The organism is Streptomyces sp. NBC_01410 (genome assembly GCF_045040195.1).
In the GTDB taxonomy this organism is placed as follows: Bacteria; Actinomycetota; Actinomycetes; order Streptomycetales; family Streptomycetaceae; genus Streptomyces.
Genome location: NZ_CP109530.1, coordinates 3,868,073 through 3,893,244, shown reverse-complemented (window position 1 = coordinate 3,893,244; position 25,172 = coordinate 3,868,073). Strand labels below are relative to the sequence as shown.

The 25,172-nt window shown below is 70.7% G+C and carries 22 protein-coding genes and 1 pseudogene; 10 read left to right on the top strand and 13 right to left on the bottom strand.

Annotated elements, in window-relative coordinates; genetic code table 11:
* The first annotated feature begins 221 nt into the window (after nucleotides 1–221).
* Complete coding sequence (locus OG741_RS17705; RefSeq protein WP_405598985.1) at nucleotides 222–851, top strand: proteophosphoglycan 5; 630 nt, start codon at nucleotides 222–224, stop codon at nucleotides 849–851.
* Between the two features lie 55 nt (nucleotides 852–906).
* Here OG741_RS17705 and OG741_RS17700 read toward each other — a convergent pair whose 3' ends face one another.
* Nucleotides 907–1,380, bottom strand: coding sequence for a hypothetical protein (locus OG741_RS17700; RefSeq protein WP_405598982.1), 474 nt, complete (start codon nucleotides 1,378–1,380; stop codon nucleotides 907–909).
* Between the two features lie 166 nt (nucleotides 1,381–1,546).
* On the opposite strand from OG741_RS17700, the pseudogene OG741_RS17695 reads away from it, so the two are divergent.
* Nucleotides 1,547–1,693: pseudogene (locus OG741_RS17695) on the top strand (protein kinase); the annotation flags it as partial.
* A 210-nt stretch (nucleotides 1,694–1,903) separates the two neighbouring features.
* Here the strand turns inward: OG741_RS17695 and OG741_RS17690 are convergent.
* From OG741_RS17690 to OG741_RS17655, 8 genes are all read right to left on the bottom strand, one after another.
* Entirely contained in the window at nucleotides 1,904–3,136 is a 1,233-nt protein-coding gene (locus OG741_RS17690; RefSeq protein ID WP_405598980.1) for a cytochrome P450, read from the bottom strand.
* Complete coding sequence (locus tag OG741_RS17685; RefSeq protein WP_405598978.1) at nucleotides 3,133–4,371, bottom strand: cytochrome P450; 1,239 nt, start codon at nucleotides 4,369–4,371, stop codon at nucleotides 3,133–3,135. The genes OG741_RS17690 and OG741_RS17685 overlap by 4 nt, the downstream gene beginning before the upstream one ends.
* Nucleotides 4,368–5,000, bottom strand: coding sequence for a GTP-binding protein (locus tag OG741_RS17680; RefSeq protein WP_405598976.1), 633 nt, complete (start codon nucleotides 4,998–5,000; stop codon nucleotides 4,368–4,370). Before OG741_RS17680 ends, OG741_RS17685 begins: the two co-directional genes overlap by 4 nt.
* Entirely contained in the window at nucleotides 4,972–5,331 is a 360-nt protein-coding gene (locus OG741_RS17675; protein WP_405598974.1) for a DUF742 domain-containing protein, read from the bottom strand. Before OG741_RS17675 ends, OG741_RS17680 begins: the two co-directional genes overlap by 29 nt.
* Nucleotides 5,328–5,750, bottom strand: a complete 423-nt coding sequence (locus OG741_RS17670) for a roadblock/LC7 domain-containing protein (protein ID WP_266489587.1) — start codon at nucleotides 5,748–5,750, stop codon at nucleotides 5,328–5,330. The genes OG741_RS17675 and OG741_RS17670 overlap by 4 nt, the downstream gene beginning before the upstream one ends.
* Nucleotides 5,747–7,168, bottom strand: coding sequence for a sensor histidine kinase (locus OG741_RS17665; RefSeq protein WP_405598972.1), 1,422 nt, complete (start codon nucleotides 7,166–7,168; stop codon nucleotides 5,747–5,749). Before OG741_RS17665 ends, OG741_RS17670 begins: the two co-directional genes overlap by 4 nt.
* Nucleotides 7,169–7,456: 288 nt before the next feature.
* Nucleotides 7,457–7,747 carry a hypothetical protein gene (locus OG741_RS17660; protein ID WP_266489589.1) on the bottom strand — a complete coding sequence of 97 codons (291 nt, stop codon included), beginning with the start codon at nucleotides 7,745–7,747 and terminating at the stop codon, nucleotides 7,457–7,459.
* 306 nt (nucleotides 7,748–8,053) lie between these two features.
* Nucleotides 8,054–11,002 (bottom strand): AfsR/SARP family transcriptional regulator, encoded by a 2,949-nt coding sequence (locus tag OG741_RS17655; RefSeq protein WP_405598970.1) that lies wholly within the window; start codon nucleotides 11,000–11,002, stop codon nucleotides 8,054–8,056.
* A gap of 234 nt (nucleotides 11,003–11,236) precedes the next feature.
* On the opposite strand from OG741_RS17655, the gene OG741_RS17650 reads away from it, so the two are divergent.
* A complete protein-coding gene (locus OG741_RS17650) occupies nucleotides 11,237–12,463 on the top strand; it encodes an amidohydrolase family protein (protein WP_405598968.1) in 1,227 nt (408 codons plus the stop codon).
* Between the two features lie 74 nt (nucleotides 12,464–12,537).
* On the opposite strand, the gene OG741_RS17645 is transcribed toward OG741_RS17650, so the two are convergent.
* Nucleotides 12,538–13,416 (bottom strand): hypothetical protein, encoded by an 879-nt coding sequence (locus OG741_RS17645; RefSeq protein WP_405598966.1) that lies wholly within the window; start codon nucleotides 13,414–13,416, stop codon nucleotides 12,538–12,540.
* 220 nt (nucleotides 13,417–13,636) lie between these two features.
* On the opposite strand from OG741_RS17645, the gene OG741_RS17640 reads away from it, so the two are divergent.
* The 7 genes from OG741_RS17640 to OG741_RS17610 all read left to right on the top strand — a co-directional run bounded on the left by OG741_RS17640 (nucleotide 13,637) and on the right by OG741_RS17610 (nucleotide 21,435).
* Nucleotides 13,637–14,050: a PaaI family thioesterase gene (locus OG741_RS17640; protein ID WP_405598964.1), complete on the top strand. Its 414-nt coding sequence runs from the start codon at nucleotides 13,637–13,639 to the stop codon at nucleotides 14,048–14,050.
* 37 nt (nucleotides 14,051–14,087) lie between these two features.
* On the top strand, nucleotides 14,088–14,723 hold the full coding sequence (locus OG741_RS17635) for a pentapeptide repeat-containing protein (protein ID WP_405598961.1): 636 nt from the start codon (nucleotides 14,088–14,090) through the stop codon (nucleotides 14,721–14,723).
* 149 nt (nucleotides 14,724–14,872) lie between these two features.
* Entirely contained in the window at nucleotides 14,873–15,778 is a 906-nt protein-coding gene (locus tag OG741_RS17630; RefSeq protein WP_405605625.1) for a TIGR03619 family F420-dependent LLM class oxidoreductase, read from the top strand.
* 38 nt (nucleotides 15,779–15,816) lie between these two features.
* Nucleotides 15,817–16,578, top strand: coding sequence for an SDR family NAD(P)-dependent oxidoreductase (locus OG741_RS17625; protein WP_405598959.1), 762 nt, complete (start codon nucleotides 15,817–15,819; stop codon nucleotides 16,576–16,578).
* 121 nt (nucleotides 16,579–16,699) lie between these two features.
* A complete protein-coding gene (locus tag OG741_RS17620; protein WP_405598957.1) occupies nucleotides 16,700–17,821 on the top strand; it encodes an LLM class flavin-dependent oxidoreductase in 1,122 nt (373 codons plus the stop codon).
* 426 nt (nucleotides 17,822–18,247) lie between these two features.
* Nucleotides 18,248–19,987, top strand: a complete 1,740-nt coding sequence (locus tag OG741_RS17615) for an amidohydrolase family protein (protein ID WP_405598954.1) — start codon at nucleotides 18,248–18,250, stop codon at nucleotides 19,985–19,987.
* The gene (locus OG741_RS17610; RefSeq protein WP_405598952.1) at nucleotides 19,984–21,435 is read left to right on the top strand and encodes an aldehyde dehydrogenase family protein; all 1,452 of its coding nucleotides are present in this window, start codon (nucleotides 19,984–19,986) and stop codon (nucleotides 21,433–21,435) included. The genes OG741_RS17615 and OG741_RS17610 overlap by 4 nt, the downstream gene beginning before the upstream one ends.
* 99 nt (nucleotides 21,436–21,534) lie before the next feature.
* Here the strand turns inward: OG741_RS17610 and OG741_RS17605 are convergent, their stop codons facing one another.
* The 3 genes from OG741_RS17605 to OG741_RS17595 form a co-directional block, all read right to left on the bottom strand.
* Nucleotides 21,535–23,070 (bottom strand): CehA/McbA family metallohydrolase, encoded by a 1,536-nt coding sequence (locus OG741_RS17605; protein WP_405598950.1) that lies wholly within the window; start codon nucleotides 23,068–23,070, stop codon nucleotides 21,535–21,537.
* A gap of 154 nt (nucleotides 23,071–23,224) precedes the next feature.
* Nucleotides 23,225–24,829 carry a cation acetate symporter gene (locus tag OG741_RS17600; protein WP_405598947.1) on the bottom strand — a complete coding sequence of 535 codons (1,605 nt, stop codon included), beginning with the start codon at nucleotides 24,827–24,829 and terminating at the stop codon, nucleotides 23,225–23,227.
* A complete protein-coding gene (locus OG741_RS17595) occupies nucleotides 24,826–25,095 on the bottom strand; it encodes a hypothetical protein (RefSeq protein WP_405598944.1) in 270 nt (89 codons plus the stop codon). The genes OG741_RS17600 and OG741_RS17595 overlap by 4 nt, the downstream gene beginning before the upstream one ends.
* Nucleotides 25,096–25,172: the final 77 nt, after the last annotated feature.

Here is a 25,172-nt window from a genome sequence, read left to right as displayed (position 1 = left end):
AACCATGCCCGCCGCACTGCTCGGCGAGGACGGTGACGACCGCCGCGAATACGGGGACGCTGGCATGGGCCCGCCCGGGACGGAGTCCCGTTGTCAGAGGCAGGGGCTTGCATGAAGGACGATCGACGCAGCGCGGTCGTTGAGGCATGACCCATGGAGACCGATGAAGCGTGGCCGCTGCGCACACGAGAGCGAGACAGGCAGAAAGAGGTGGAGCAGCCATGGGGCTTGTGACCCTGGACCTTCCCACGCCGGCGCAGTTGCGCGGCCGCTGGGCGGCGTACGCGGCGATCCGCGCGGCCCGGGGCCGGGATAGGACGTGCTGGGCCGACGTCCCTGTATGGCACTACGACGACAGCGGTGGCAACTGGGCGGAGGTGCACCACCTCGGCGCGGGCCGTGCGGTGCTGATCGGCTACGACCACGAGCACTCGGAAACCTATTACGGCCCGGCCGCCGAGGAGTTCGGCGAGGACGAGACCGATGTGCTCGCCGGGGCGCCCGACTGGTGGCGGCCGGTGGTGGAGCGGATGCTGGCCGAGAAGGAGTACGTGGGCTTTGTGTACGGCTTCGACGGCGACGGATGGAAGCGCGCCGACTACAGCGCCGAAGACGGATTTCGCAGCGTGGGCCTGCCCGCCCTGAGCCTCGAGAAGACGCGAGAGAGCATCATCTCGGTCGCCCGGGAGGCGCCGGGCCTCGGCGGGTCGGCGCCAAGTCCGGCCGCGATCGAAGCGCTCATCGCCGCCGACGGCGACGTCACGGAGGCACACGTGACCGCGGTCGTCGGAGCGGGTGGTTGGGATCCCGCGGCGGGCGCTGCTGCGGCCAGGAGATTCCTGGCCTTCTGACCGCGTTCGGCGACGACCCTGCCGGCGAGTGCTCGGCGCCGGAATACATCGGTCGTCAGTGCCAGTCCTTGGCGGCGTACATGTACACCACCAGAGCGCGGCCTTCGGCACGCGAGGCGGCGCGGCCCAGCGCGAGGGCTGCGGCGTAGTCGTAGGCGTCTTCCGGAGCGGTCTTCGCGGTCGGCGAGGTCAGGATCCGATACCCGCAAACGCTGCGCCGCCAGATGTCCAGGTACAGCGTCTCGCCGACGGGCGGGTCCACCGGGTCGACGCGAGGATCGCGGTGGAGCAACGGCCATTCCCGTACGACGTCGCCGTGCCGGAGGATGGCCACCTTCTGCGCCCTCCGGAGGATCTTGTAGCCCCACGGGATCCATTGGTGCAGATCGGGGTTGTCGAACAGGGCGGGATCGGTGAACGCAGATGTGGGTCGGTGGCCACCGAAGAGTATGTACTGCGTCTCAGTGCGCTCGCTGTCAAAGGGGTTGATACGGTCCGCCTCAGCCGGCGGGTAAGGCCAGTAATCCATGTCGCGATCCTGCCAGGCCCCTCTGACAGCGTCCGGGTACAACTGGTCTACTGGCGGGCTCGCGTATTCAACTCTCACCAGTGCCCCGCGGGGTCCAGCCTGGTGGTGACCCGGTCGAGGAGACGGCCGAGCGGCCGGCCCAGCCGTGGACTGCGGTTGCACCATGCGCCCCGTTCAAAGAGAAGCAGTCGCGGACGGCAGTCGTCGCCCCGTGACCGAGTCCGGCGTGCTGGGGGAGGTGATCGAGGCGATGCTCAGTCATGCACCCGAGGAGCGGCCCACCATCTACCAGGTAGGCAAAGCCCTGAGCTGAGCGGCGCGACTACCCGGAGCACTCGGTGCGGCACAGCGGACACCGTCATCGATGCGCGCGACGCCGGACTGTGGGTGGACATCGTCTGGCCCGAAGGTGCCACCCGGCAATAACGCCGCGCCTGCCCCTGGCCCGCCGCGACAGCGGCAGACGGCACCGGCCCGGGCCCCGGGCGGACCGCGGGGCCGGGCCGGGCACGACCAGGGCCTGTCAGGCGTGGAGGCGGACCGGGATCTCCTGCCAGCCGTAGGCGACGAACGACGGCACCTGACGCAGTTCATCCGGCTTCGCCGCCAGCCGAAGGTCCGGGAAGCGGTCGAACAGCGCCGGCAGCGCCGTCGCCGCCTCCATGCGGGCCAGTGGCGCGCCGATGCAGCGGTGGACCCCGATGCCGAAGGCCAGGTGGTCGTCCGCGCCGCGTGCCGCGTTGAACTCCGTGGAGTCGTCCCCGTAGTGCGCCGGGTCGTACCCCGCCGCCGCGTACGTGGTGACGATCGCGTCCCCCGCCGGGATCGTCACGCCCTCGATCGTGATGTCGGTGACGGCGAACCGCAGCGGCAGGTTCGCGATGGAGGGGTGGACCCGCAACACCTCGTCGATCACCGCGTCCCAGCCGATCTCGCCCGAGCGTACGGCGGCGAGCTGGTCGGGATGCGTCAGCAGCGCGACGACCGCGTTGCCGATGAGGTTGACCGTCGTCTCGAAGCCCGCGCCGATGACCAGCAGCAGCGTGTAGAGCAGTTCCTCGTCGCTGAGCCGGTCGCCGTCCTCGTCGCGGACCTTGATGAGCTCGGTGGTCATGTCGTCGCCCGGGTGCTCGCTCTTGTACGCGATGAGCCGGCCCAGCACGCTGCCGATCTGCTCCTGGACGAACGCTCCGTGCTCCGGGCTCGGGTCGGAGGTGTCCATGATGGCGGCGATCAGTCTGCCGGTGTCGTCGACCAAGTCGTCCGGCACGCCGAAGAGTTCGCAGATCATCCGCATCGGCAGGGGATGGGCGAATCCGGCGCGCACGTCGACCGTCCCGCCCGGGGCGCCCTCGCTCTCCAGGCCTTCCAGGAGCTCGGCGGTGATCTGCTCGACGCGGGCGCGCATCGACTCCGTACGGCGGGCGGTGAAGCTGGGCGCGACGAGCTTGCGCAGCCTCGCGTGGTCGGGGCCGTAGGTGGAGAGCATGTTGACCACGCCCACCCAGCCCAGGATCCAGCCCCAGGAGGGGTGTTCGCCGATCTCGGGGAAGAGCGACCAGTGCTTGCGCGGGTCCTTGCTGACCCGGGGGTCCAGGATCAGGGTCCTGAGGGTGTCGTACCCGGTGGGTGCCCAGGCGGGGATGCCGCCGGGCAGTTCGACGGGCACCACGGGGCCCAGTGCACGCAGCCGGGCGCTCTCCGCGGGGATGTCGGCGCCGAACGGGTCGAGGGCCACGGGGGTGGACGCGGTCATGCTCGGTCTCCTGGCTGGTCGGGGACACGGGGGGTGAAGCGGACGGGCAGGGCTTTCAGCGACCGGTGGAAGGGGCCCGGGCGCCAGGTGAGGCGCTCGCGGGGGGCGATGGGCTCCAGGTCGGGGAGCCATTGAGTGAGCCGCTCGATGGCTTCGGTGGCGATCAGCAGGGTGTGCTGTTTGACGGGACAGCCGTGTTCGCCGGCGGACCACGACAGGTGCGAGGCGTCGTGGGGGTGGAGGGCGCCGTCGAACTCCTTGTCCGCGAAGTGTCCGAGCGCACCGTAGGAGACGACGACGGGGACCGCCGCCTGCACCCAGACGCCGTGGAAGCTCAAGGACTGACGGGCGAAGTGGATGCCGTAGTTCGACAGCGGGGTCTCGTAGCGCAGCACCTCGACGACGGCGTCCATGACCGGGCGGGAGCCGCTGGTGAGGGTGGAGTAGTAGGCCGGGTTGCCGAGGATGCGGGACAGGGCGTTGGAGACGAGGTTCGCGGTGGGCTCGTGGCCCGCGCCCAGGGTGAGGAAGACCTGCCAGGTGACCTCCTCGGGCGTGAGGTCCAGGGGATGGTCGAGCAGCCGGCTGGTCAGGTCGTCACCGCGCTCGGCGCTCTTGGCGGCGATGAGTTCGAGTACGTAACGTCCGTACTCGGCCTCGCCCTGCGCGGACTGCTCGCCGCCCTCCATCATCCGGCCCAGCGCGTCGTTGAGGCGTCCGCTCTCGCTGTCGGGGAGTCCGAAGAGGTTGTTGAAGACAAGCGCCATCAGCGGGCGCGCGAAGTCGGCGACGAGATCGGCGCGGCCGCCGGGGCCGAACCGGGAGACCAGGATGTCCACCGCGCGATGCACCCTCTCGCGCAGATCGTGCGGCTCCACCAGGTCGAAGGCGTCGAGGAGCGTGCGGCGGTAGCGGATGTGCGCATCGCCGTCGGAGAAAAGGGCGTTGGGCCGCCAGCGCATCATGCCGAGGATCGGGGAATCCTCGGCGACCGTGGCCTCCCAGGGCCTGGGGTCGTGCGACCAGGTCTCGGCGTCGTGCAGCAGATCGAGGGCGGCGCGGCGGTCGGTGACGACATACGCCGGGACGCCGGGGGCCAGTTCGGCCCAGCCGATCGGTCCCTGGGCCTTCAGCGTCGCGTAGTAGCTGTGCGGGTCGGCGGCGAAGCCCTCCTCCCAGAGCCGGACCGGAGCCGACAGGTTGAAGGCTTCTGCGGGGGCGGGATAGGTGTTCACCGGGTCTCCGTCGGCGGGGGCGGGGTGGTGCGGGCGATGAGGTGTGTCACGAGGGCGAGCAGCGCGTCGATGGAGGCGCCTGTGTCGCGGGCGTCGCAGGTCACCATCGGGGTGCCGGGTTCCAGATCCAGGGAGCGGCGCAGCTGCTCCTCGGTGTAGTGCTTGGAGTCGGGGAACTGGTTGAGCGCGACCGCGTACGGGACTCCCGACTCCTCCACCAGGCCCAGTACGCCGAAGGAGTCGTCGATACGGCGGGTGTCCACCAGGACCAGCGCGCCGAGCGCCCCGTAGGCGATGTCGTCCCACAGCGAACGGAAGCGCTCCTGGCCCGGAGTGCCGAAGAGATACAGCACGATTCCGCCCGCCAGCGAGATCCGTCCGAAGTCGATGGCGACGGTGGTGGTGGTCTTGTCCCGCACGCCGGCGAGGTCGTCCGACGCGACGGACGCCTCGGTCAGCTGCTCCTCGGTGTGCAGCGGGCGGATCTCGGAGACCGAGTCGATCAGCGTGGTCTTGCCGACCCCGAAGGGGCCCGTCACGAGGATCTTCACCAACTCGCGGGCGCTGTCCGGCAGATGCAGCCCGCTGGAGCCTGTGGGCTCACTGAAGCTTGAGGGCGCGGAGGCCATCGGCGACTCTCTTCAACAGGTCAGGGTCGGGCTGGGCGGCATAGGGGACCGGCGGGCGGGCGTTCACCAGCCCCTGGTCGATCAGAGCGGCGGCGAGCACGCGTACGGCGGAGACCGGCAGCTCCAGCAGGGCCGCGGTCTCCACCACCGTGAGCGAGCCGCCGTCCAGCGTTTCCAGCAGGCTCTGCTGGGCGGCGGGGAGTTCGGCGGGAACGGGTCCCCTGCCGGTCAGCACCGAGAGGCGCTCCAGGCTGTTGCGGCTGGGCCGCGCGACCCCACCGGTGGACAGATAGGCGGGGACCAGGGGGCGGCCGCTCCGGCGGCCGGTCATGCCTCAGCGCCGCCATCGGCTCCGCGGGGTGCGGCGGCCATCGCCTTCTCGCCGAGCCGTGCCACCTGTGAGTGGACGCGGTGGCCGAGCAGATCGAGGCGCACCTCGGGATCGCCGAAGGCGGCCACGCAGGTGCCGTGCGCGGTGGGCGCGACCAGGATGTAGCCGTGGTCGGACTCGATGACGACCTGGCGCAGCACGGCGCTGTCCTGGTCGGCGAAGGCCGCTGCGGCGGTACGGCAGGCGCCCTGGACGGTGCTGGTGATCGCGGCGACGCGTTCGGCCGAGGGCTGGGAGAGCGCGTCGGAGTAACCGGAGACGAGGCCGTCCCTGGTGAGCAGGACAGCGGCCCGTACGTGCGGGATCTGAAGGATCGGATCGAGCACCCACGCCGTGTCGCCGGGGTCGCGGCTGGTCATCGGGGGTCGTTCCCTTCGGCGTCGGTGGCGGATCGTGCGGCGGCGGTTCCGGACTGCAGGGCACCGAGCGCGGCGGCGGCCTCCTCGGGGGTGCGCGCGGGCGGGGGCTCGGGCGCTGCGGACGGGCTGTGCGCGGACGGGGTCTGCGCGGGCAGGTCGTCGGCGCGGACCCGGCGGCGGCGCCGGGGGAGTTCGTCCCCCTCGGGCGCGGGGGTGGAGTCGTGGGTGATGGGCGCGGTGTCGCGCGCGACGGGCGCGGGCGTACGCGCCGGACGCGCTTCCGGCGCGGGCGCGGGGGGTACGGGGGGCGCGGCGGGGGCTGCCTGGCGGGTCGACCGCGGGGCGCTGGCCGCCGGCGGCCGCTCGGTGGGGTCGATATGGCTGAGGAGGTGGTTCTTGACGAGCAGCACCGCGCGTACGCCGCCGTAGGGCGAGGGCGTCGACAGATCGACGGACAGGTCGAACTGCCGGGTCAGCTGGCCGATCGCGGCCAGGCCCATCCGGGGCGGGTCACCGAGCTCGGAGAGCAGAATCGGGTCGCGTCCGGCCACCATCCGCTGTGCGTAGGCCCGTTCGTCCGAGGCCATCCCGACACCGGCGTCGTCGATGGTGACCGAGACTCCGTGGTGGGCGCGTTCGAGGTTCACCGCGACGGTGGTGTCGGGCGAGGAGTGCCGCAGCGCGTTGTCGAGCAGCTCGGCGACGATGATCGCGACCGGCTCGACGGCGTGCGAGACGAGCGCTGTGCCCTCTTCGAGGTGGTTGTGTACCTGGACCCGGTGGTAGCCGACGAGCCGGGACTGGCCGCCGGTCACCGCATCGACCAGGTGCGACTCCTCACGGGCCAGCCCCACCCAGGCCCCGCACACGACGGCGGCGACCTGCGCGCGGCGCAGGGACTGCTCGTTCTCGTGGTCGAGTGCGAAGAGGGTCTGCGCCAAGTCGGGGTCGTCGTAGCGCTGTTGCAGCCCGCGGAGCACGTCCTGCAGCCGGTAGAGCCCGGCCTGGATCTCCCGTGTGGCACCGCGCATACCGGCGCGGGCGGCGGCGTCGACCCGCTTGCGCTCCTGCGCCATCGCGGCCAGCAGCCCGGCAACCACGCTGTCCATCCCCGCGCCCAGCTCGGTCCCGGCGAGCTCCGGGTGAAGGGCGCCGGGCACCTGAACATGCGGATGCGCGGCACGGGTGGCCTCGGCCGGAATGCGCCGCTTCGCGAGATGGACCACCTCGGCGGTGAACGCCTGCGTGGCGCGGTCGACCTCCTGCCGCGCGATGTCCAGATGGGCGCGCAGGGTGGCGATCTCCTCGCGCTGCCGGGCCCGTTGACGACGGGAACGCAGCAGCCCGCCCCCCAGAACGAATGCCGACAGCGTCCCGGCGGCCAGGCCGCCGACGGCCAGGTCCGGTATCTCGATCATCGAATCGACCTCGGGGAAGGCAAGGGGGTGGGTCCGTACGGGGGAGGACCCGCACAGTACACACTGCCATCGACCGGTCGCGCACCGCTTTGAGGGAAGATCCTTTTGGAATTGTCCGAGGGGGGACCACTTCTGGCCGAAGTGTCTGAATGCTCGTCAAGATCCAGTGGATTCACGCCACTTGAGCCCGGCGACACCCGATGGAGTGACCCCGTGGGGACGTGCTGCGGCCGCGACGGCCTCCCCTCCGCGCCGCCGCGGCCGCACCCCGTCGAGTGAAGTCCTGAATCAGCCCTTCGGCGGGAGGGGGGCGTGGTGGTCGCCCTGGGTCGTGGCCACACCGTCGCTCAGCAGCTTGGGCGGCACAGGCGCGTGGTGGTCACCCATCGTCGTGATGGTGCTGTCGGCGGGCGGCACGGGGGCGTGGTGGTCCCCCATGGTGGTGATGCCGCCGTCGGCGGGCGGCGCCGGGGCGTGGTGGTCGCCCATCGTGGTGATACCGCCGTCGGCCGGCGGGGCGGGGGCGTGGTGGTCCCCCATCGTGGTGATCTCTTCCTGATTCGGCTCTTTGGTGCTCATGGTGTCCCCCTTGGGATGTGCAACATGACCGAAGGCGGCCTTCTGCCCGGAGACTCCCCCGAGGGTCGCCGGACAGAAGGCCAGTGGACCTGCCGCCCTCCGCTGAGGTGACGGTCCCGATCCGCCTGCCCCCCGACGCGACGGATCGAATGCTGTTGAGCATGTCGGACGAGCATAAACATTCGATGAACGCCCTCGCATAGGTCTTGTCTTCAACAACCCGTCTGCCTGGCGGGCCTGGCCAGACGCCGCCAGGCCCGCCCTTCGGGCACGACGGCGCTGCTGTGAAGACACTCCCAGGCGCGCTCAGGCCGCGCCGGTGAGCGGAGTGAGCAACTCCCGGACTTCCTGGGCCTCGGGCGCGCCCGTCTGCTCCTGAAGCAGCAGTGCCTCGCGCCAGCAGGCGCGCGCCCGGTCCGGCTGGCCGAGGCTGTCCAGCGCCTTGCCTAAGGTGACCAGCACATTGGCACGGGTACGGTCGCCGCCCATGCAGCCGATCGCGAGCGCCTGCTCGGCACACTGAGCGGCGCGCGCCGGACGACGGGCCGCGAGATGCGCCTGGGCGATACGGAAGTGCGCCGTGCCTTCCCACAGACGCTGCCGGTTCGCCTCGAACCGCTCCAGCGCCTGCGCCAGTTGGTCCAGCGCCTCGGCGTGGCGACCGGCCTGGGTGAGGGCGACCCCCAGCGCGTACTGCGCGTTGGCCAGCCGGAGTGTGTGTCCTATCCGGTCGTAGAGCGCGATTCCCTGCTCGGCCAGTGCGATGCCCTGAGTGGTACGGCCCATGGCGACATGGATCCGGGAGAGGTTGCACAGGGCACTGGCCTCACCGGGCAGGTTCCCGTCGGCGCTGGATCCCTCCCTCGCCCGGCGCAGGTGAGCCTCGGCCTCCTCGTTGCGTCCCTGTATGAAGGCGATGATGCCGCGGTCGTTGTCGGACCAGTACACCGGCGCCGGGTCGTGCGCTGCGAGCGCGAGCACAGCCGCCTGCTTGGCCTCCTCGTCCGCCTGCTCGTAACGGCCCGCCACCAGATGGACGTTGGTCAGCGAGGTCCGGACGCGTCCTTCGGTACGGGTGTCCCCGGCGGCGCGTGCCGCCTCGAGCGCCGCCAGGGCGACCGACTCGTACACCTTGGAGTTCGCGCCGGACTCCGCCAGATCCTGCGCGGCCCACAGCAGGTCCACGGCGGCCCGGAGCCGCGCCCCGCCGGCCGCCTGCCGTGCGCAGGCCAGCAGGCAGTGCGCCTCCGCGTAGAACCAGTCCTGGGCTTCCTCGCGGTCGGTCAGGGGGAGTCCCTCATGGCGGGTGGGCTCCAGATGGTCCACCAGACGGTCAGCGGGACGCTCGATCGCGAACACCTTCGCCGCCGTCGCCAGGTAGAAGTCGAGCAGCCGCGAAAGGGCCAGCTCCCGTTCCACCGGCGGCTGTTCGTCGCGGTCGGCGCACGCACGCGCGTAGAGACGCACCAGATCGTGGTAGCGATACCTGCCCGGCGCCGCCGACTCGATCAGGGAGGTGTCGACCAGCGCCTCCAGCAGGTCTTCGGTGTCCTGGGGCGACAGGTCGAGTACGGCCGCCGCCGCGGCCAGCGAGATGTCGGGGCCGTCGGCCAGGCCGAGCAGGCGGAAGGCGCGGGCCTGGGCGGGCTCCAGCTGGCCGTAGCCGAGTTCGAAGGTGGCCTTCACCGCGAGGTCGCCGGCCTGGAGTTCGTCCAGACGGCGGCGCTCGTCGGCGAGCTTCGCTGCCAGTACCGACACGGTCCAGGTGCGGCGGGCCGCCAGCCGGGACGCGGCGATACGGATCGCCAGCGGCAGGAACCCGCACGCCGCGACCACGTCGAGCGCCGCGTCCCGCTCGGAGGTGACCCGCTCCTTGCCCACGATCCGGGTGAAGAGCTGCAGCGCCTCCTCCGGCGACATGACGTCCAGGTCGACGAGATGCGCACCGGCCAGATCGACCATCCGGACGCGGCTGGTGATCAGGACCGCGCAGCCCGCGGTGCCGGGCAGCAGCGGGCGGATCTGGGCGGCGTCGCGGGCGTTGTCCAGCAGGACCAGGACGCGCCGGCCGTCGACCATGGAGCGGAAGAGCGCGGCCCGCTCGTCCAGCGAGTCCGGGATGGCCGAGTCGGCGGTGCCGAGGGCCCGCAGGAAGGCGCCGAGTACCGTCTCCGGATCGGCGGCGCGGTTGCCCGCGCCCTGGAGATCGACGTACAGCTGGCCGTCCGGGAAGTGTGGACGGGCCTCGTGCGCCACATGGACCGCGAGGGTCGTCTTGCCGACGCCGCCGATGCCCGCGAGCGCGGAGACGGCCATGACCGAACCCTCGGCTGCGGCGAGCTGGTCGCCCAGTTCGCGCACGAAGGAGGCGCGCCCGGTGAAGTCCGGGACGGTGGCAGGCAGTTGCGCGGGACGGGTGACCTGCGGGGCCGGGGCGGGCTCCTCGCTCGGGCGGGCCAGTTCCGCGTCGGCCTGGAGAATGCGCTGCTGGAGTCTGGAGAGTTCGGGCCGCGGGTCGACGCCCAGTTCGTCGGCGAGCATCCGGCGGGTGTCGGCGTACACGGCGAGCGCCTCGGCCTGCCGGCCGCTGCGGTACAGCGCCAGCATCAGCAGCTCGCGCAGCCGCTCGCGCAGCGGGTGCGCGGCGGTGAGCGCGGTCAGCTCCGAGACCGCCTCCGCGTGGCAGCCGACCTCCAGGTCGAGGTCGAGCCGGGTCTCCAGGAGCTGGAGCCGCCACTCCTCCAGGCGGGCCCGCTGGTTCTCGGCGTACGGCCCCGGCACATTGGCCAGCGGCTCGCCGTCCCACAGGCCCAGCGACTTGTTGATCAGCACCCTGGCCTGGCAGCGGTCCCCGGCGGCCCGCGCCTTCTCCGCCTCGGTGGCCAACTCCTGTGCCACCGCGAGGTCGAGGGAGTCGGGGCGGACCCGAATCGCATAGCCGCCGGACTCGCTGACCAGCGCGTTGGCGGAGAGGACCTTGCGCAGACGGGAGGCATACGTCCGTACGGCAGCGAGGGCCTGGGAGGGCGGGTCCTCGCCCCAGATCGCGTCGATCAGCTCGGAGGCGGTGGCGGTACGGCCGTCGCGCAGCAACAGCGCGGCCAGCAGCGCGCGCTGCTGGGGCGAGCCGGACGGCAGGCTCTCCCCGCCGCGCCAGGCGCGTACCGGGCCGAGCACGCTGAAGCGCAGGTCAACGACGCCGCTTTGCTCCGGAGCCCGCTGCTCCGGTACGCGTGGCCCGCTGTCACGGTCCATAGCTGCCCCCTGCCCCCGTACTGCCGGAATCGCCCTCGACAGTCTGCCTTGTTCGGGGCGGCCCCGTCAGCAGCGGGGCACCTCCTCCTGGCTCTCCCCCGGCCGGACCGCCGGGTAACCCCGGTCCTGTGAAGGCCGTGTGTGATCTTCGTCAAGGACTGCGGGTCAACGGCGGTGTGCGTCAAGGGTGTCCGCTAGCTGACGGATCGTCAGATCGGCGCTACGGTGGAGCGCATGGAGACCTTCCCGAAGATCATCTCGGTGGACGACCACACGGTTGAGCCCCCCAACGTCTGGCAGGACCGGCTCCCGTCGAAGTACCGGGACATCGGACCGCGCATCGTCCGCGCGCCACTGAAGGAAATGACCTTCATGGGCGGCAGGTTCGCCCCGGTGATGGGCGCGCAGGGAGACGACGGGCCGATGGGCGACTGGTGGGTGTACGAGGACCTGCACCGGCCGCTGACCCGCCTCGACACCGCCGTCGGCTACGACCGCGACGAGATCAGGCTCGAGGTCATCACGTACGAACAGATGCGGACGGGGTCCTTCAGCGTCCCGGACCGCCTCGCCGACATGGACGTCAACCACGTCCAGTCCGCGCTGTGCTTCCCGACCTTCCCGCGCTTCTGCGGCCAGACCTTCACCGAGGCGAAGGACCGCGAACTGGGGCTGCTCGGGGTGCGGGCGTACAACGACTGGATGGTGGAGGAGTGGTGCGGCCCCGACGCGCGGGGCCGCCTGATCCCGCTGACCCTCATCCCGCTCTGGGACGCCCACCTGGCCGCCGCCGAAGTCCGCCGCAACGCGGCGCGCGGTGTGCGTGCCGTGGCCTTCTCGGAGATCCCGCCGCACCTGGGTCTGCCCTCCGTCCACACGGACGAGTGGGACCCCTTCCTCCAGGCCTGCGACGAAACGGGCACGGTCATCGCGATGCACATCGGCTCTTCGTCGAAGATGCCTTCCACCTCGGCGGACGCCCCGCCGGCCGTCGGCTCGACGATCACCTTCGCCAACTGCTGCTTCTCGATGGTCGACTGGCTGATGAGCGGCAAGTTCGAGCGCTTCCCGAACCTGAGGATCATGTACGCGGAGGGCCAGATCGGCTGGATCCCGTACATCCTGGAACGCGCGGACGTGGTGTGGGAGGAGAACCGCGGCTGGGGCGGAGTGGCGGACAAGGTCCACCGCCCGCCGTCGGAGCTGTTCACGGAGCATGTGTACGGCTGCTTCTTCGACGACGCGTTCGGGCTGAAGAACCTGGACGCGATCGGGGTCGGGAACGTCCTCTACGAGACGGACTACCCGCACTCGGACTCGACCTGGCCGAAGTCGAAGGAGGTCGGCGAGTCCCAGATGGGCCACCTGGCGCCGGATGTGGTCGACCGGATCGTACGGGGCAACGCGATCGATCTGCTGGGCCTGACGGCACAGGGACTCTGGCAGGGGCCGGGGGCGTGACGCGAGGCCCGCGCCGTGCGGCGCGGGCCTCCTTCATACGCCGATCAGCGTGGTGCCGACCGGCAGAACGTCGGTCAGCCGAAGAAGACCGACGAGATGGTGTTGTCGAACCCGATGGTGTTGAGGTCGGCGACATCGCCGTCGACGACCTTGGACTTACCGGTGCAGTTCTTCTCGGACCAGATCTTCAGAGAACCGGACGCTTGGAGGGAGGAGGCGGAGTTGTCGCGGCCGACGTTCTTGCAGCCTGAGCCGGCCAGCCCCTCGGAGGGGTCGCCGAAGTTCTTCTCGTCGGAGAGGGTGACGCTGGTGGCAGCCTTGCCACCGCCCTGACCGCCCGCGGGGGCGCCGGCCTTCTTCCCGTCCGGGGTCACGCCGAACCAGGTCCCGCCGACACCCTGCCCGTTGGTGTCACCGGGCTTCAGGTCCTTGCTGAACCGGTAGACGGGCCAGCCGCCGACCGTCACCTGAAGCGAACCGTCGTCCCGCTTGACGACGCCGACGTCGGACTTCTTGACCCCGTCGATGAAGATCTTGCCGCCGGGAGCGACGACGACCGGCGGCCAGGTGACGGCGCAGGCACCGTTGCAGTTCGACTTCGACGGCTTGGCGTCGTCCGGGTCGAACCGGTAGAGCGTGAAGCCCGCGCCATTGACCACCACGGGGTCGAGGGTCCCCGCCTTGGAGGCGCTCAGCTGAACCCACTTCTTCGCCACGGGCTTCACGGCGGGCTTGCCCGGGTCGTTCGCCCAGTCCCCGGTCTTGGGCTGGGCCTTGTTCTGCTGAGCGGTACCGCTCAGGAAGTTCAGCTGCTGGGCGCTGTCCTGCCCGGCGGCCGGGGACGAGGCGGGCGCGGCGGCACCCGTCTCGGCGTCGGTCCCATTGCAAGCGGTGAGCAACAGGGCACTGGCGGCGGCGGCGCTGGCGATCATTCCGAAGCGCTTGCTGAACATGTTCTCTCCCCAGGTCATTCGCTCCGGACCGCCCGGAGCCTTCACCGCGGAGTACGGCCGGGCTTCCAGGCCCCCTCACCCGGTTACGCCCCTGAGACACGCCCGGCGCGGAGCGGGGTCAATAGGGACGGGTCCTTGACGTTCCGGACCACTGGTCCGGTGACCCCGTACGCCCGCGGGCGGTGTTGTCGCAGCCTCGCCCCGACGTCACCATCAAGGCATGACGCTCTCGCTCACCGACGCCGAAAAGATCCTCGCCGACAACTTCGCCCCCTGGGTGCTCGACCTCGGGCTCGCGGTCGTCGAGGCCGGAGAGACGCATGCCGTGCTGCGGCTGCCCTGGTCCGGCCGGCTGGCCCGCGAGGGCGGGGGCATGTCCGGGCAGGCGCTCATGGCCGCCGCCGATACCGCCACCGTGATCGCGGTCGCCTCGGCGCGAGGGGCGTACGGGCCGATGACCACGGTGCAGCAGTCCACCAGCTTCCAGCGGGCCGTCCTCAACGCCGATGTGCTGGTCGACGCCCGGATCACCAAGCTGGGCAAGCGCATGGCGTTCGCGGACATCACCATGACCGCCGAGGGATCGCCGGACGTGGTCGCGCGGGCAAGCACGGTCTACGCCCTGCTCGGCTGAGAGGCCGTTGTCAGTGGCCCGGTGTTCAATCGGAAGCATGTCCAACAGACGCGAGCGAGCCAACGCCGACCCCCTCTCGCAGAAGCCCACCGACCAGGACCTCGTCATCAGGGACGAGGACTGGTACGGACGCGATCTGTCCGGACAGAGACTCACCCGGCATACCTTCTACGACACCGACTGGACCGAGGTCGTCAACGACGGCGGGATCTTCGACGAGTGCACCTTCTCCGGGGTGCGTTTCAACGCCTCCCGGCACACCAATGCCGCCTTCACGAACTGCACCTTCAAGCGGTGCTCGTTCTTCGACACCCGGTTCGAGCAGTGCAAGGCCGTCGGGAGTCAATTCCAGCAGTGCACGTTCAGCCTCATCTCCGTGACCGGCGGCGACTGGTCGTACGTCGGGCTGCCCGGTGCCGATCTGCGTAAGGCCGTCTTCGACGGTGTGCGGATGCGGGAGGCGGATCTGACCGTCGCCCGGCTGGAGGGGGCGAGCGTCATCGGGGTCGATCTGTCCGGGGCCTTGCTGCATGGGTCGAAGCTCATAGGTGCCGATCTGCGGGGCAGCGACCTCTCCGCGCTCGATCCGCTGACCGTGGAGCTCGCGGGCGCGAAGATCGACCTGGAGCAGGCCGCCGTCATCGCCACCGCGCTGGGGTTCGACGTGACCTGAGACCGGTTGCCGCCCGCGCACCTCTTGTCTGATGGATCGTCAGGTACGACGATGGGCCCCGTCCGGCCGGTTGACGGTTCGTCAGGTCAAGGCGGAGGAGGCGCACGGTGCACGTGCAGGTACTGCCCAAGGGCCAGCTCTCGTACGGAATGCAGCTCCCGGTCCAGTCGCAGAGCACCATCTACGCGGAGCCCTGGGAGGCCGCCGCCGGCGCCGAGGATCTCGCCGAGATCGCCCGGGCCGCCGACCGGGCCGGGTTCGCGTATCTGGCGACCTGCGATCACGTCGCCATCCCGCGGCGGCTCGCGGATGCCATGTCCACCGTCTGGTACGACCCCGTCGCCACGCTCGCCTTCCTCGCCGGGATCACCGAGCGTGTGCTGCTGCTCAGCCATGTCGCCGTCGTGGGGCTGCGGCACCCGCTCGTGAGCGCCAAGCAGTACGCCACCCTCGACCATCTCTCGGGCGGGCGGCTGATCCTCGGGGTCGGGGCCGGGCATGTCCAGGAGGAGTTCGAGGCGCTCGGCGTCGACTTCGCCGCGCGCGGGGCCGTACTCGACGAGACGATCGACGCGCTCAGGGCGGCGCTGGGCGAGGACGAGTTCCCCGAGTTCGCCGGGGAGCGGTTCTCCTTCAGCGGGCTCGGGCAGCGGCCCAGGCCGGCCCAGCGCCGGATCCCCCTCTGGGTCGGCGGCTCCTCGGCCGCCGCCGTGCGCAGGGCCGCCGTACGCGGCGACGGCTGGCTGCCCCAGGGGGACCCCCGTACGCGGCTTCCCGACCAGATCGCGAAGCTGAAGGCCCTGAGGGAAGCGGCGGGCATCACCGCGCCCATCGAGATCGGGGCGATCACCGAGCCGCTGTATGTGGGCGACGCGGACTGGGAGATCGGACGCCGCACCGTCAGCGGAAAGCCCGAGGCCATCGCCGAGTCGCTGCGCGCCTACGCCGCGATGGGCGTGCATCAGATCCAGGTCCGGTTCCGCAGCCGGAGCCGCAGCGAGCTCACCGACCAGATCGCGGCGTTCGGCGCCGACGTGGCCCCGCACCTGAACTGACCCGTATCTGAACCCGCACCTGAACCGAGGAGAGTGGCATGGGAAAGCTCGACGGACGGGTGGTCCTGATCACCGGGGCGGCGCGCGGCCAGGGCGAACAGGAGGCGCGGCTCTTCGCGGCCGAGGGCGCCAGGGTGGTGCTCGCCGATGTGCTCGACGACCAGGGCGAGGCCCTCGCCAAGGAGCTGGGCGAGGGCACGGCCACGTACGTCCGTCTCGACGTCGGCCGGGAGGACGACTGGACCGCCGCCGTCGCCGCCGCGAAGGAAGCGTTCGGGAAGATCGACGGGCTGGTCAACAACGCGGGCATTCTGCGCTTCAACGAGCTGGTCTCCACGCCGCTCGAGGAGTTCCAGCAGATCATCCAGGTCAACCAGATTGGCTGCTTCCTCGGCATCCGCACCCTCGCGCCCGAGATCGAGGCCGCCGGCGGCGGGACGATCGTCAACACCGCCTCGTACACCGCCCTGACGGGCATGGCGGGCGTGGGCGCGTACGCCGCGACGAAGCACGCGATCCTCGGCCTGACCCGGGTCGCCGCGCTGGAGCTGGCCGCGAAGAAGATACGCGTCAACGCCATCTGCCCGGGCGCGGTGGACACCCCGATGAGCAACCCGGACGGCGTGGACCCGGCGGCGGTGGGTGCGCTGTACCAGAAGCTCGTGCCGCTCGGCCGGGTCGGGCGGCCGGAGGAGGTGGCGCGGCTCGCGCTCTTCCTGAGCGGCGAGGACTCCTCGTACATCACCGGGCAGCCCTTTGTCATCGACGGCGGCTGGCTGGCCGGAGTGAGCCTCTTCTGAGCGGGGCCGGGGGCGGGCCTGACGATGCGTCAGCTATTGACGACTCACCCGTGCGGTGGAACAGTCGGGCACATCCAGATCTGACGGTTCGTCAGAAACATCAGGACGGTGGTGAACCCCCTTGGAATTCGGGCTCTTTGTACAGGGATACGTCGGCAAGCGCGCCGAGACCGACCCGCTCGCCGAGCACAAGGCGCTGATGGAGGAGACCGAGTACGTCATCCAGGCGGACAAATCCGGGTTCAAATACGCCTGGGCCTCCGAGCACCACTTCCTGGAGGAGTACTCCCACCTTTCGGCCAGCGATGTCTTCCTCGGCTACCTCGCGCACGCGACGGACCGGATCCATCTGGGCTCGGGCATCTTCAACCCGCTGGCGCCCGTCAACCATCCCGTGAAGGTCGCCGAGAAGGTCGCCATGCTCGACCATCTCTCCGAGGGCCGCTTCGAGTTCGGCTCCGGGCGCGGGGCCGGCTCGCACGAGATCCTGGGGTTCATACCGGGCGTCACCGACATGAACTACACCAAGGAACTCTGGGAAGAGACCATCGCCGAGTTCCCCAAAATGTGGCTCCAGGACGAGTACGTCGGCTTCCAGGGCAAGCACTGGTCGCTTCCGCCGCGCAAGGTGCTGCCCAAGCCGTACGGGAAGTCCCACCCCGCGATGTGGTACGCCGCCGGGTCGCCGCCGTCGTACGCCATGGCGGCCAAGAAGGGCCTCGGCGTGCTCGGCTTCAGCGTCCAGAAGGTCTCCGACATGGAGTGGGTGCTGGAGCAGTACAAGACGGCGATCATCGAGGCCGAGCCGGTCGGGGACTTCGTCAACGACAACGTGATGGTGACGTCGACCGCGATCTGCGCGCCGACGCACGAGGAGGCGGTACGTATCGCGGCGGGCGGCGGGCTGCACTACCTGCAGTCGCTGGTCTTCCGGTACCACGACACCTTCCCGCGGCCCGAGGGCTTCCCCGTGTGGCCGGAGACCCTGCCCGAGTTCAACGAGGAGATCATCGAGCTGCTCATCGCGGAGGAGCTGCTGATCTGCGGTGATCCGGACGAGGTCTTCCGCCAGTGCAAGAGGTGGGAGCAGGCGGGGGCGGACCAGTTGTCGTTCGGGATGCCGATCGGGATCTCCCCGGAGGACACGCTGCAGTCGATCCGGCTGATCGGTGAGCACGTGATCCCGAAGATCGACACGGATCCGGTGCACCGGACGACGCGTTTCCGCGGGGCGGCGGGCTGAGCTTGCGGCTGCGCCTGCGGCGGGCCTTGTCCCCACCCCACCCCGCCCCTTCCCTGAACTGGGGCTCCGCCCCAGACCCCGTGCGGGGGCGCTGCCCCCGGACCCCCGCTCCTCAAACGCCGGAGGGGCTGAATTCTTCAGCCCGTCCGGCGATTGAGGACATGCGGCCGAAGGTCGCATACGGGGTCCGGGGCGAAGCCCCGCCGGGGGTCTGGGGGCTTGCCCCCAGTTCAGGGAAGGGGCGGGTAGGGGAAACCCCCCGCCCCCACAGAACGGCGGCGGCCTCCCGGACCGCCGTCCCCGGGCTCCGGCCGGGTGTCCGTCGGCAGCGGCCTGCCGCACGCGCCCCGGCCGGAGCCATGAACGGCCAAGACGGCCAACGACCAAGACAACCAGGACGACCAACACCGCGCTGAAGGGACCGTCATGCTCGACCACCTCATCCGCTCGGCGACCGTCGTGGACGGGACGGGCGCGCCCGCGTACGTCGCCGACGTCGGGATACGGGACGGGCGCATCGCCGTCATCGCCGCCCCCGGAACCCTCGACGAGGCGGCCACGACGAGCGAGGACGCGTCCGGGCTCATCCTCGCCCCCGGGTTCGTCGACCCGCACACGCACTACGACGCGCAGCTGTTCTGGGATCCGTACGCGACCCCCTCCATGAACCACGGCGTGACGACCGTCGCCGGCGGCAATTGCGGCTTCACCCTCGCGCCCCTGAACCCCGACCGCCCCGAGGACGCCGACTACACGCGCCGCATGATGTCCAAGGTGGAGGGCATGTCCCTGGTCGCCCTGGAGGAGGGCGCGCCCTGGAACTGGCACACCTTCGGCGAATATCTGGACGCCCTGGAGGGCCGGATCGCCGTCAACGCGGGCTTCATGGCGGGGCATTGCGCGCTGCGCAGGCATGCCATGGGACCCGACGCCGTCGGCGGGCAGCCCACGCCCGAGGAGCTGGACGAGATGCTCAGGCTCTTCCACGACGCGATGGACGCGGGCGCGTGGGGGCTGTCCACCACCCAGTCGTCCACCCATTCCGACGGCGACGGCAAGCCGGTCGCCTCCCGCCACGCGAAGCCGGAGGAACTCCTGGCGCTGTCCCGGGCTGTCGCCGAACACGAGGGCACCCAGCTCGAGGCGATCGTCGCCGGCTGCCTGGACCAGTTCGCCGACGACGAGATCGACCTCTTTGTCGAGATGAGCGCGGCGGCCGGACGGCCGCTGAACTGGAACGTCCTGACCATCGACGCGTCCGTGCCCGAGCGGGTGCCGCGCCAGCTCGCGGCGAGTGAGCGCGCCCGCAAGGCCGGCGGCCGCATCGTCGCCCTGACCATGCCGATCCTCACTCCCATGAACATGTCGCTCGGCACCTTCTGCGCGCTCAACCTCATCCCCGGCTGGGGCGGGATCCTCGGCCTGCCCGTCCCCGAGCGGATCGAGAAGCTGCGCGACCGGGCCGTACGGGAGGAGATGCTGCGCCGGGCCGACAGCAAGGAGGCCGGTGTCTTCCGGCGCCTGGCCAACTTCGGGCGGTACGTCATCGGCGACACCTACTCCAAGGAGAACGAGGGCCTGCGCGGACGCGTCGTCAAGGACATCGCCGCCGAGCGCGGCCAGGAACCCTTCCACTGCCTCGTCGAGATCTGCGCCAACGACCAGTTGCGTACGGTCCTTTGGCCCATGCCGACCGACAACGACCCCGCCTCCTGGGAGCTGCGCCAGCAGACCTGGCAGCACGAGGACGTCATGCTCGGCGGCTCCGACGCGGGCGCGCACCTGGACCGGATGTGCGGCGCCCCGTACACCACCCGCTTCCTCGGCGACTGTCTGCGCGGCCGCAGGCTGCTCGGCCTGGAGGAAGCCGTGAAGATGCTGACCGACGACCCGGCGCAGCTGTTCGGCCTGCGTGAACGCGGCCGCGTGCAGGAGGGCTGGCATGCCGACCTCGTGCTGTTCGACCCGGAGCGGATCGAGGCGGGCCCGGCCACGCTCGTGCACGATCTGCCGGGCGACAGCCCGCGACTGGACTCGCGCGCGATCGGCATCGTGTCGGTGCGCGTCAACGGCGTCGAGACGATACGGGACGACAAGGTGACGGGCGCGGTGCCGGGCACGGTGCTCAGGTCGGGCCGCGACACAAGGACCGTGAGTACGAAGTGACGCAGAGGCTGTTCATAGGAGGGGAGTGGGTCTCGCCCGACGGCGGGTACTACGACGTCGTCAATCCGGCGACCGAGGAGGTCGTCGGGCAGGCCCCCGAAGCGAGCCGTGAGCAGGTGTACGCCGCGGCCACCGCCGCCCGCGAGGCCTTCACCGCCTGGTCGCGCACCAAACCGGAGGAGCGCGCCCGGATCCTGGACGCGGCCGCCGATGTCATCCAGCGCGAGGCCGAACCGTACGCGGCGCTCGCCCGCGCCGAGAGCGGTGCGACCACCGCCACCGCGCGCGGTATGCAGGTCGCGGTGGGCGCGGCGCGCTTCAGGCGGTACGCGAAGGGCGCGCTGGAACCGGTGGAGCAGGGGCTGCCGCCGCAGATCAACGCTGCCGGACCGATGGGGAAGGCGGGCGTCTTCGGGGCGCTCTCCGTACGCCGTCCGGTCGGCGTCGTCACGTGCATCACCTCGTACAACAACCCCTGGGCCAACCCGGCGGGCAAGGTCGCGCCCGCGCTCGCCATGGGCAACACGGTGGTCGTGAAGCCCGCCCCGCAGGACCCCCTGTCCGTCTACAAGATGGCCGAAGCCCTCGAGGAGGCGGGCGCACCGCCCGGCGTCGTGAACGTGGTGACCGGCTCCGCACCGGCCGTCGGCGAGGCCGCGGTCGACTCCCCGGACGTCGACATGGTCAGCTTCACCGGCTCGACGGCCGTGGGGCAGCGCATCGCCGAGGTCTGCGGCCGCGGCATGAAGCGCCAGCTGATGGAGCTGGGCGGCAAGGGCGCGGCGCTCGTCTTCGACGACGCGGACGTGGACTTGGCGGTGATGGGCATCGGTACGACGTTCTCCTTCTACAGCGGCCAGATCTGTACCGCGCCGACGCGGGTCATCGCGCAGCGCGGGATCTACGACGTCCTGGTCGAGAAGCTGACCGGCTATCTGACCTACATGAAGGTCGGCGACCCGGCGGCACAGGGCACGGTGGTCGGCCCGGTGATCTCGGCGGCGCACCGCGACCGGGTCGAGTCGTACATCGAACTGGGCAGGAAGGAAGGCGCGCGGCTCGTCGCGGGAGGCGAACGTCCCGCGTTCGAGAAGGGTTTCTACGTCGCCCCGACGCTTTTCGCGGACTGTACGAACGACATGCGGGTGGTGCGGGAGGAGATCTTCGGCCCGGTGGTGGTCGTGGTCCCCTTCGACGACGAGGACGAGGGCGTCGCGCTGGCGAACGACAGCGACTACGGCCTGATCGACTACGTCTGGTCGGGGGACGTGGCGCGGGCGTTCCGGGTCGCCGGGGAGCTGAGGGCGGGCGGCGTCGGCGTGAACACGATCGGCCGGAACATGGAGGCGCCGTTCGGGGGGTTCAAGAAGAGCGGCGTGGGCCGGGACGTGGGCTCGTACGCGCTGCACGCGTACAGCGAGCTGCAGGCGGTGGTGTGGCCGGGCTGAGGACGGCGCCCCCAACGAGCAGGTGAGAATGCCTCGTTGAGGGTGCCGACCCGGCGCCGGGGCGCCGGGTCTGGTCACCCCACCCGCGTTCGCGGGAAGTCAGCCGCCGTGGCCGCCGAGGAAGATCGGGTTCGTGAACGCCGCCAGCGGCCCCGGCAGACCCGGAACCACCACCGCGTGCCGGACCTCCGCCCGCACATACGTCGCGTACTCCGGCGTCGTCCGCCACTCCACCGTGCCCGCTCCCTCCGGCGGCAGCGTCACCGTGTGCAGCACACCCTGGTCGGTGACGAAGCGCACCGAGCAGCCCGGCGCGCCGGTCACCTCCAGCCGTACCGTCACCGGGGTGTCGTCGTCGACCCGGAGCCGTTCGCCGATGTCCGCGTGCTGCCCGCGGCCGCCCGCCGCCGAGAAGGACAGCGTGATCGCCTTCGACTCGGCAACGTACGAACGGCCCGCGCGGATGCCGTCCAGGATCGCTTCCCGCGTCAGGGCCTCGGCGAGGACCACCGTCTGCGGCGTGCCGACCGGGTCCGGCGGGCGGTGCGCGTCGCTGTTGCCCATCGCGGGCGTCCAGCGCCGGCCGGAGCGTGCGGCCGCGACGAGCGTGTTGTCCCAGGCCTGGAGCGAGACCTCGTCGTCGGGTGTGTACGCGCCGTTCCACACCTCCACCGCGTCCGCCTCGCCGAACCCGAACTTCCAGTTGCAGCCGATGCAGGTCGCGTGCGGGTGGGCCGGGACGACCAGGCCGCCCGCCCGCCTGATCTGGCGCGCGTAATGCCCAAAACGGTTGTCCTTGGCCCGGTAGCGCCAGTCGACGAAGGTCCCGGGATCGGTGCCGAGCGCCACCAGATGGCCATTGCGCGTGGTGACCTCCTCGCCGGTGAGGATCAGCAGGTCGTCGCCCGCCTGGTCGGCCCAGTGGGGGTGCGAGGAGTGCGTGTTGTGCTCGGAGGTGTTGATGAAGTCGAGCCCGGCGGCTCGCGCGAGTTCCGCGATCTCGGCGGGGGTGCGCTTGCCGTCCGAGTACCAGGAGTGCAGATGGCAGTCACCCCGGTACCAGGCACGGCCGCGCCCCTTGGCCCGCTCCGGCGGATAGACCGGCCGGGGGGTCGTGCCGGGCTCGCCGAACCGCAGCGTGATGGAGACCTCGTACGCGAGACCCTGCGGCGCGACCGTGTACGGCCCCAGCGCGATGTACCAGGTGCCCGCCCGCACCGGCCCCGGGATGTAGCCGGGCGTCGCCTCGTCCGCCCGGATGAAGAACTCCGTGCGCGCCCCGCCCGACCAGCCCCGAAAGCCCTTGCCGCCAAGCTCGGTGCCGCGCTCGTCGAAGATGCCGATGTCGAGCGCGTTGCCCTGGGTGCCGGGCGGGACGACGGGCCGCTCGTAGGTGTACGCGACGTGGATCTCGCGTACGCCCTTCGGGATCTCGACGGGTAGATAGACGAAATCGGGGGAGCCGGGCGGCAGTGTGCCGCGCACGACCTTGGTCGGTTCACCGGCGGTCGGCCCGCCGTCGTTGGGTGCGGCGTTCGCGAAGCTCACAGTGCCCAACGTAAGCGCAGTGGCGGCTCCCGTCACGAGCAGTCCTCGTCTGTCCATCGCGTGTTGTGCGTGTCCGTCGTTGCACATGCCGTCGGCTCCCCGGGGTGGGTGAGGGGGACAGGAGTGGTGTACTCAAACCCTCGTATTGAGCCGTGAACTGCCGTGCAAGGGAAAGGGGTTCGCGGGTTGCGCGGGCCTTTCGGGGAGGGTTTTCGGCCGTTGCGGCCGCGCTCGGTGGAACTCATACCCCGGCGTGCTCCACGACCGGCCGCACCCGCCGCTTTCCCACGAGGCTGCCCACCAGGCCGAGCAGGAAGGCCGTCGGCATCGACACGAGGACGACCGTCTGGAGCGGGAACCAGTTGAGGTGCCAGTCGGGGAAGAGCGCCATGGGGCTCCCAGAGAAGACCGGACCGGAGATCTGCAGTCCGATCGCGCTGAACAGGCCTCCGTACAGCGTCCAGAGCAGGCCGCCTCGCGTGTAGCCGCTCCAGAACAGGGAGTACACCAGGGCAGGAAGCAGGCAGGAGGCCGCCACCGCCAGGGAGAGGGCCGACAGGAACAGGACGTTCCATCCCTGGCACCACACCGCCAGGGCGATGCTCAGCAGTCCGATGCCTGCGGATGCCAGGCGTGCGGCTGCCACCTCCCGGCCCTCGGTCGTGCGCCCTTTGCGCAGGACATGTGTGTACACGTCGTGGGCGACCGCCCCCGCGGCTGCCAGGGTGACGCTGGCCACGACGGCAAGCGTGGTGAGGAACACGGCGGAGGAAACCAGTACGACGAGAAATGCTCCGTCCGCGTCGGTGGACGGGCCGCCCGCCAGCTCGCTGGTGAGGAGCAGCAGGGTGCTGTTGCCTCCAGGATCCGCGGCCATGATCGCCGGGGCGCCGATCAACGCGGCGGCCGCCAGGCCCATCAGCGCCAGCATGAGGCAGAAAGCGCCGACGATGACGATGGTGTGGCGCACCGTGCGGCGCGCGGTCGCCGCGTCGGGAGCGGTGTTGAGCTGGAGAGCCACATGCGGCAGGCACGCCACTCCCAGCACGATGGTGATCATCAGGCCGATGAAGTCGAGGGTGGCTTCCGGGTCGCTGCTGCCCGCGAACCGGAGGCCGGGAAGCATATGGCCGTCGGGACGGCCGCTGCCCCGTCCGGCGGCATCGATCAGGGAGTCGGTGTTCCAGTGAAAGCGGTGGAGCAGTACGGCGGTCACAGCGAGGGCGGCGCCGAGCAGCACCACCGTCTTGATGACCTGAATCACGACCGTGCCGCGCATGCCGCCGAACACCGTGGCGCAGACGACCAGGAGGCCGATCATGACGATTGCTGTCTGCTCGGCGCCCGGACCGGACAGTCCCAGCAGCGTCGTGGTGGTCACTCCCGCGCCGGAGAGCTGTACGACCAGATAGGGCACGCATGCGCTCAGGGTCACGACGGCGGCCGCGATCCTCACGGCGGGCCCCGGGGTCCGCAGGGCGAATGTGTCTCCCAGGGTGTAGCCGACGCGCTCGCGCAGGGGAGTGGCGAGCAGCAGGAGCACCCCGAGCGACAGCACCGTGCACAGGGCGATGAGCAGGCCGTCGTAGCCGAAGACAGCGACGCTTCCCGTGGTGCCGAGCACGGTCGCCGCGGACAGGTACACGCCGGACAGGACGAGAGCCCCGCGGAACGGACGCATTCTGCGGCCGGCTGTGTAGAACTCGTTGACCCGGTCTCTCTCAGGGCCGCTGAGAACGCAGATGAACAGGATGGGGACGATGAAGGTCAGGAAGCCCGCGAGGACCAGGGCGCGTGTGTCGGTGTCCAGGAGGCCGGACGCGGCGAGCGGGATTTGATGGCTCATCGGTACTGCTCCACGTCCTGCTGGTGCGGTGCGTCCTTGCGGCGGTCGTATCGCGCCGCCGTCCACATCAGAAGGGAACCCTGGAGGAGCAGTGCCAGCACGCCGACGTTGATCTCGCCCCAGACGTGTTTGCCGAGGAAGTCGGCGGCGGAGCAGGCGAGCACCAGATGTACGCCGAGGGTCAGTCCGTTGACCAGGGCGAAGGACCTGCCTGGGTGTGGCGGCCGTGGCCGCTGATGCAGGTGGTGGGCGTGCTCGTATGCCATGGCGATCTCCTGGCGGGCGTGGGCAGTTCCCTGTGTGGGCAGTTCCCTGTGCTGGGGGGCTCACCAGAGCACGCGTG

What these genes read in the sequence shown, in the direction of transcription:
- OG741_RS17625 (WP_405598959.1), top strand. Translation starts at nt 15,817, where the DNA reads ATGGGAAAGCTCGACGGACGGGTGGTCCTGATCACCGGGGCGGCGCGC.
- OG741_RS17690 (WP_405598980.1), bottom strand. Translation starts at nt 3,136, where the DNA reads ATGACCGCGTCCACCCCCGTGGCCCTCGACCCGTTCGGCGCCGACATC.
- OG741_RS17670 (WP_266489587.1), bottom strand. Translation starts at nt 5,750, where the DNA reads ATGACCAGCCGCGACCCCGGCGACACGGCGTGGGTGCTCGATCCGATC.
- OG741_RS17640 (WP_405598964.1), top strand. Translation starts at nt 13,637, where the DNA reads ATGACGCTCTCGCTCACCGACGCCGAAAAGATCCTCGCCGACAACTTC.
- OG741_RS17655 (WP_405598970.1), bottom strand. Translation starts at nt 11,002, where the DNA reads ATGGACCGTGACAGCGGGCCACGCGTACCGGAGCAGCGGGCTCCGGAG.
- OG741_RS17665 (WP_405598972.1), bottom strand. Translation starts at nt 7,168, where the DNA reads ATGATCGAGATACCGGACCTGGCCGTCGGCGGCCTGGCCGCCGGGACG.
- OG741_RS17650 (WP_405598968.1), top strand. Translation starts at nt 11,237, where the DNA reads ATGGAGACCTTCCCGAAGATCATCTCGGTGGACGACCACACGGTTGAG.
- OG741_RS17705 (WP_405598985.1), top strand. Translation starts at nt 222, where the DNA reads ATGGGGCTTGTGACCCTGGACCTTCCCACGCCGGCGCAGTTGCGCGGC.
- OG741_RS17615 (WP_405598954.1), top strand. Translation starts at nt 18,248, where the DNA reads ATGCTCGACCACCTCATCCGCTCGGCGACCGTCGTGGACGGGACGGGC.
- OG741_RS17680 (WP_405598976.1), bottom strand. Translation starts at nt 5,000, where the DNA reads ATGGCCTCCGCGCCCTCAAGCTTCAGTGAGCCCACAGGCTCCAGCGGG.
- OG741_RS17630 (WP_405605625.1), top strand. Translation starts at nt 14,873, where the DNA reads ATGCAGCTCCCGGTCCAGTCGCAGAGCACCATCTACGCGGAGCCCTGG.
- OG741_RS17595 (WP_405598944.1), bottom strand. Translation starts at nt 25,095, where the DNA reads ATGGCATACGAGCACGCCCACCACCTGCATCAGCGGCCACGGCCGCCA.
- OG741_RS17645 (WP_405598966.1), bottom strand. Translation starts at nt 13,416, where the DNA reads ATGTTCAGCAAGCGCTTCGGAATGATCGCCAGCGCCGCCGCCGCCAGT.
- OG741_RS17660 (WP_266489589.1), bottom strand. Translation starts at nt 7,747, where the DNA reads ATGAGCACCAAAGAGCCGAATCAGGAAGAGATCACCACGATGGGGGAC.
- OG741_RS17635 (WP_405598961.1), top strand. Translation starts at nt 14,088, where the DNA reads ATGTCCAACAGACGCGAGCGAGCCAACGCCGACCCCCTCTCGCAGAAG.
- OG741_RS17605 (WP_405598950.1), bottom strand. Translation starts at nt 23,070, where the DNA reads ATGTGCAACGACGGACACGCACAACACGCGATGGACAGACGAGGACTG.
- OG741_RS17700 (WP_405598982.1), bottom strand. Translation starts at nt 1,380, where the DNA reads ATGGATTACTGGCCTTACCCGCCGGCTGAGGCGGACCGTATCAACCCC.
- OG741_RS17675 (WP_405598974.1), bottom strand. Translation starts at nt 5,331, where the DNA reads ATGACCGGCCGCCGGAGCGGCCGCCCCCTGGTCCCCGCCTATCTGTCC.
- OG741_RS17600 (WP_405598947.1), bottom strand. Translation starts at nt 24,829, where the DNA reads ATGAGCCATCAAATCCCGCTCGCCGCGTCCGGCCTCCTGGACACCGAC.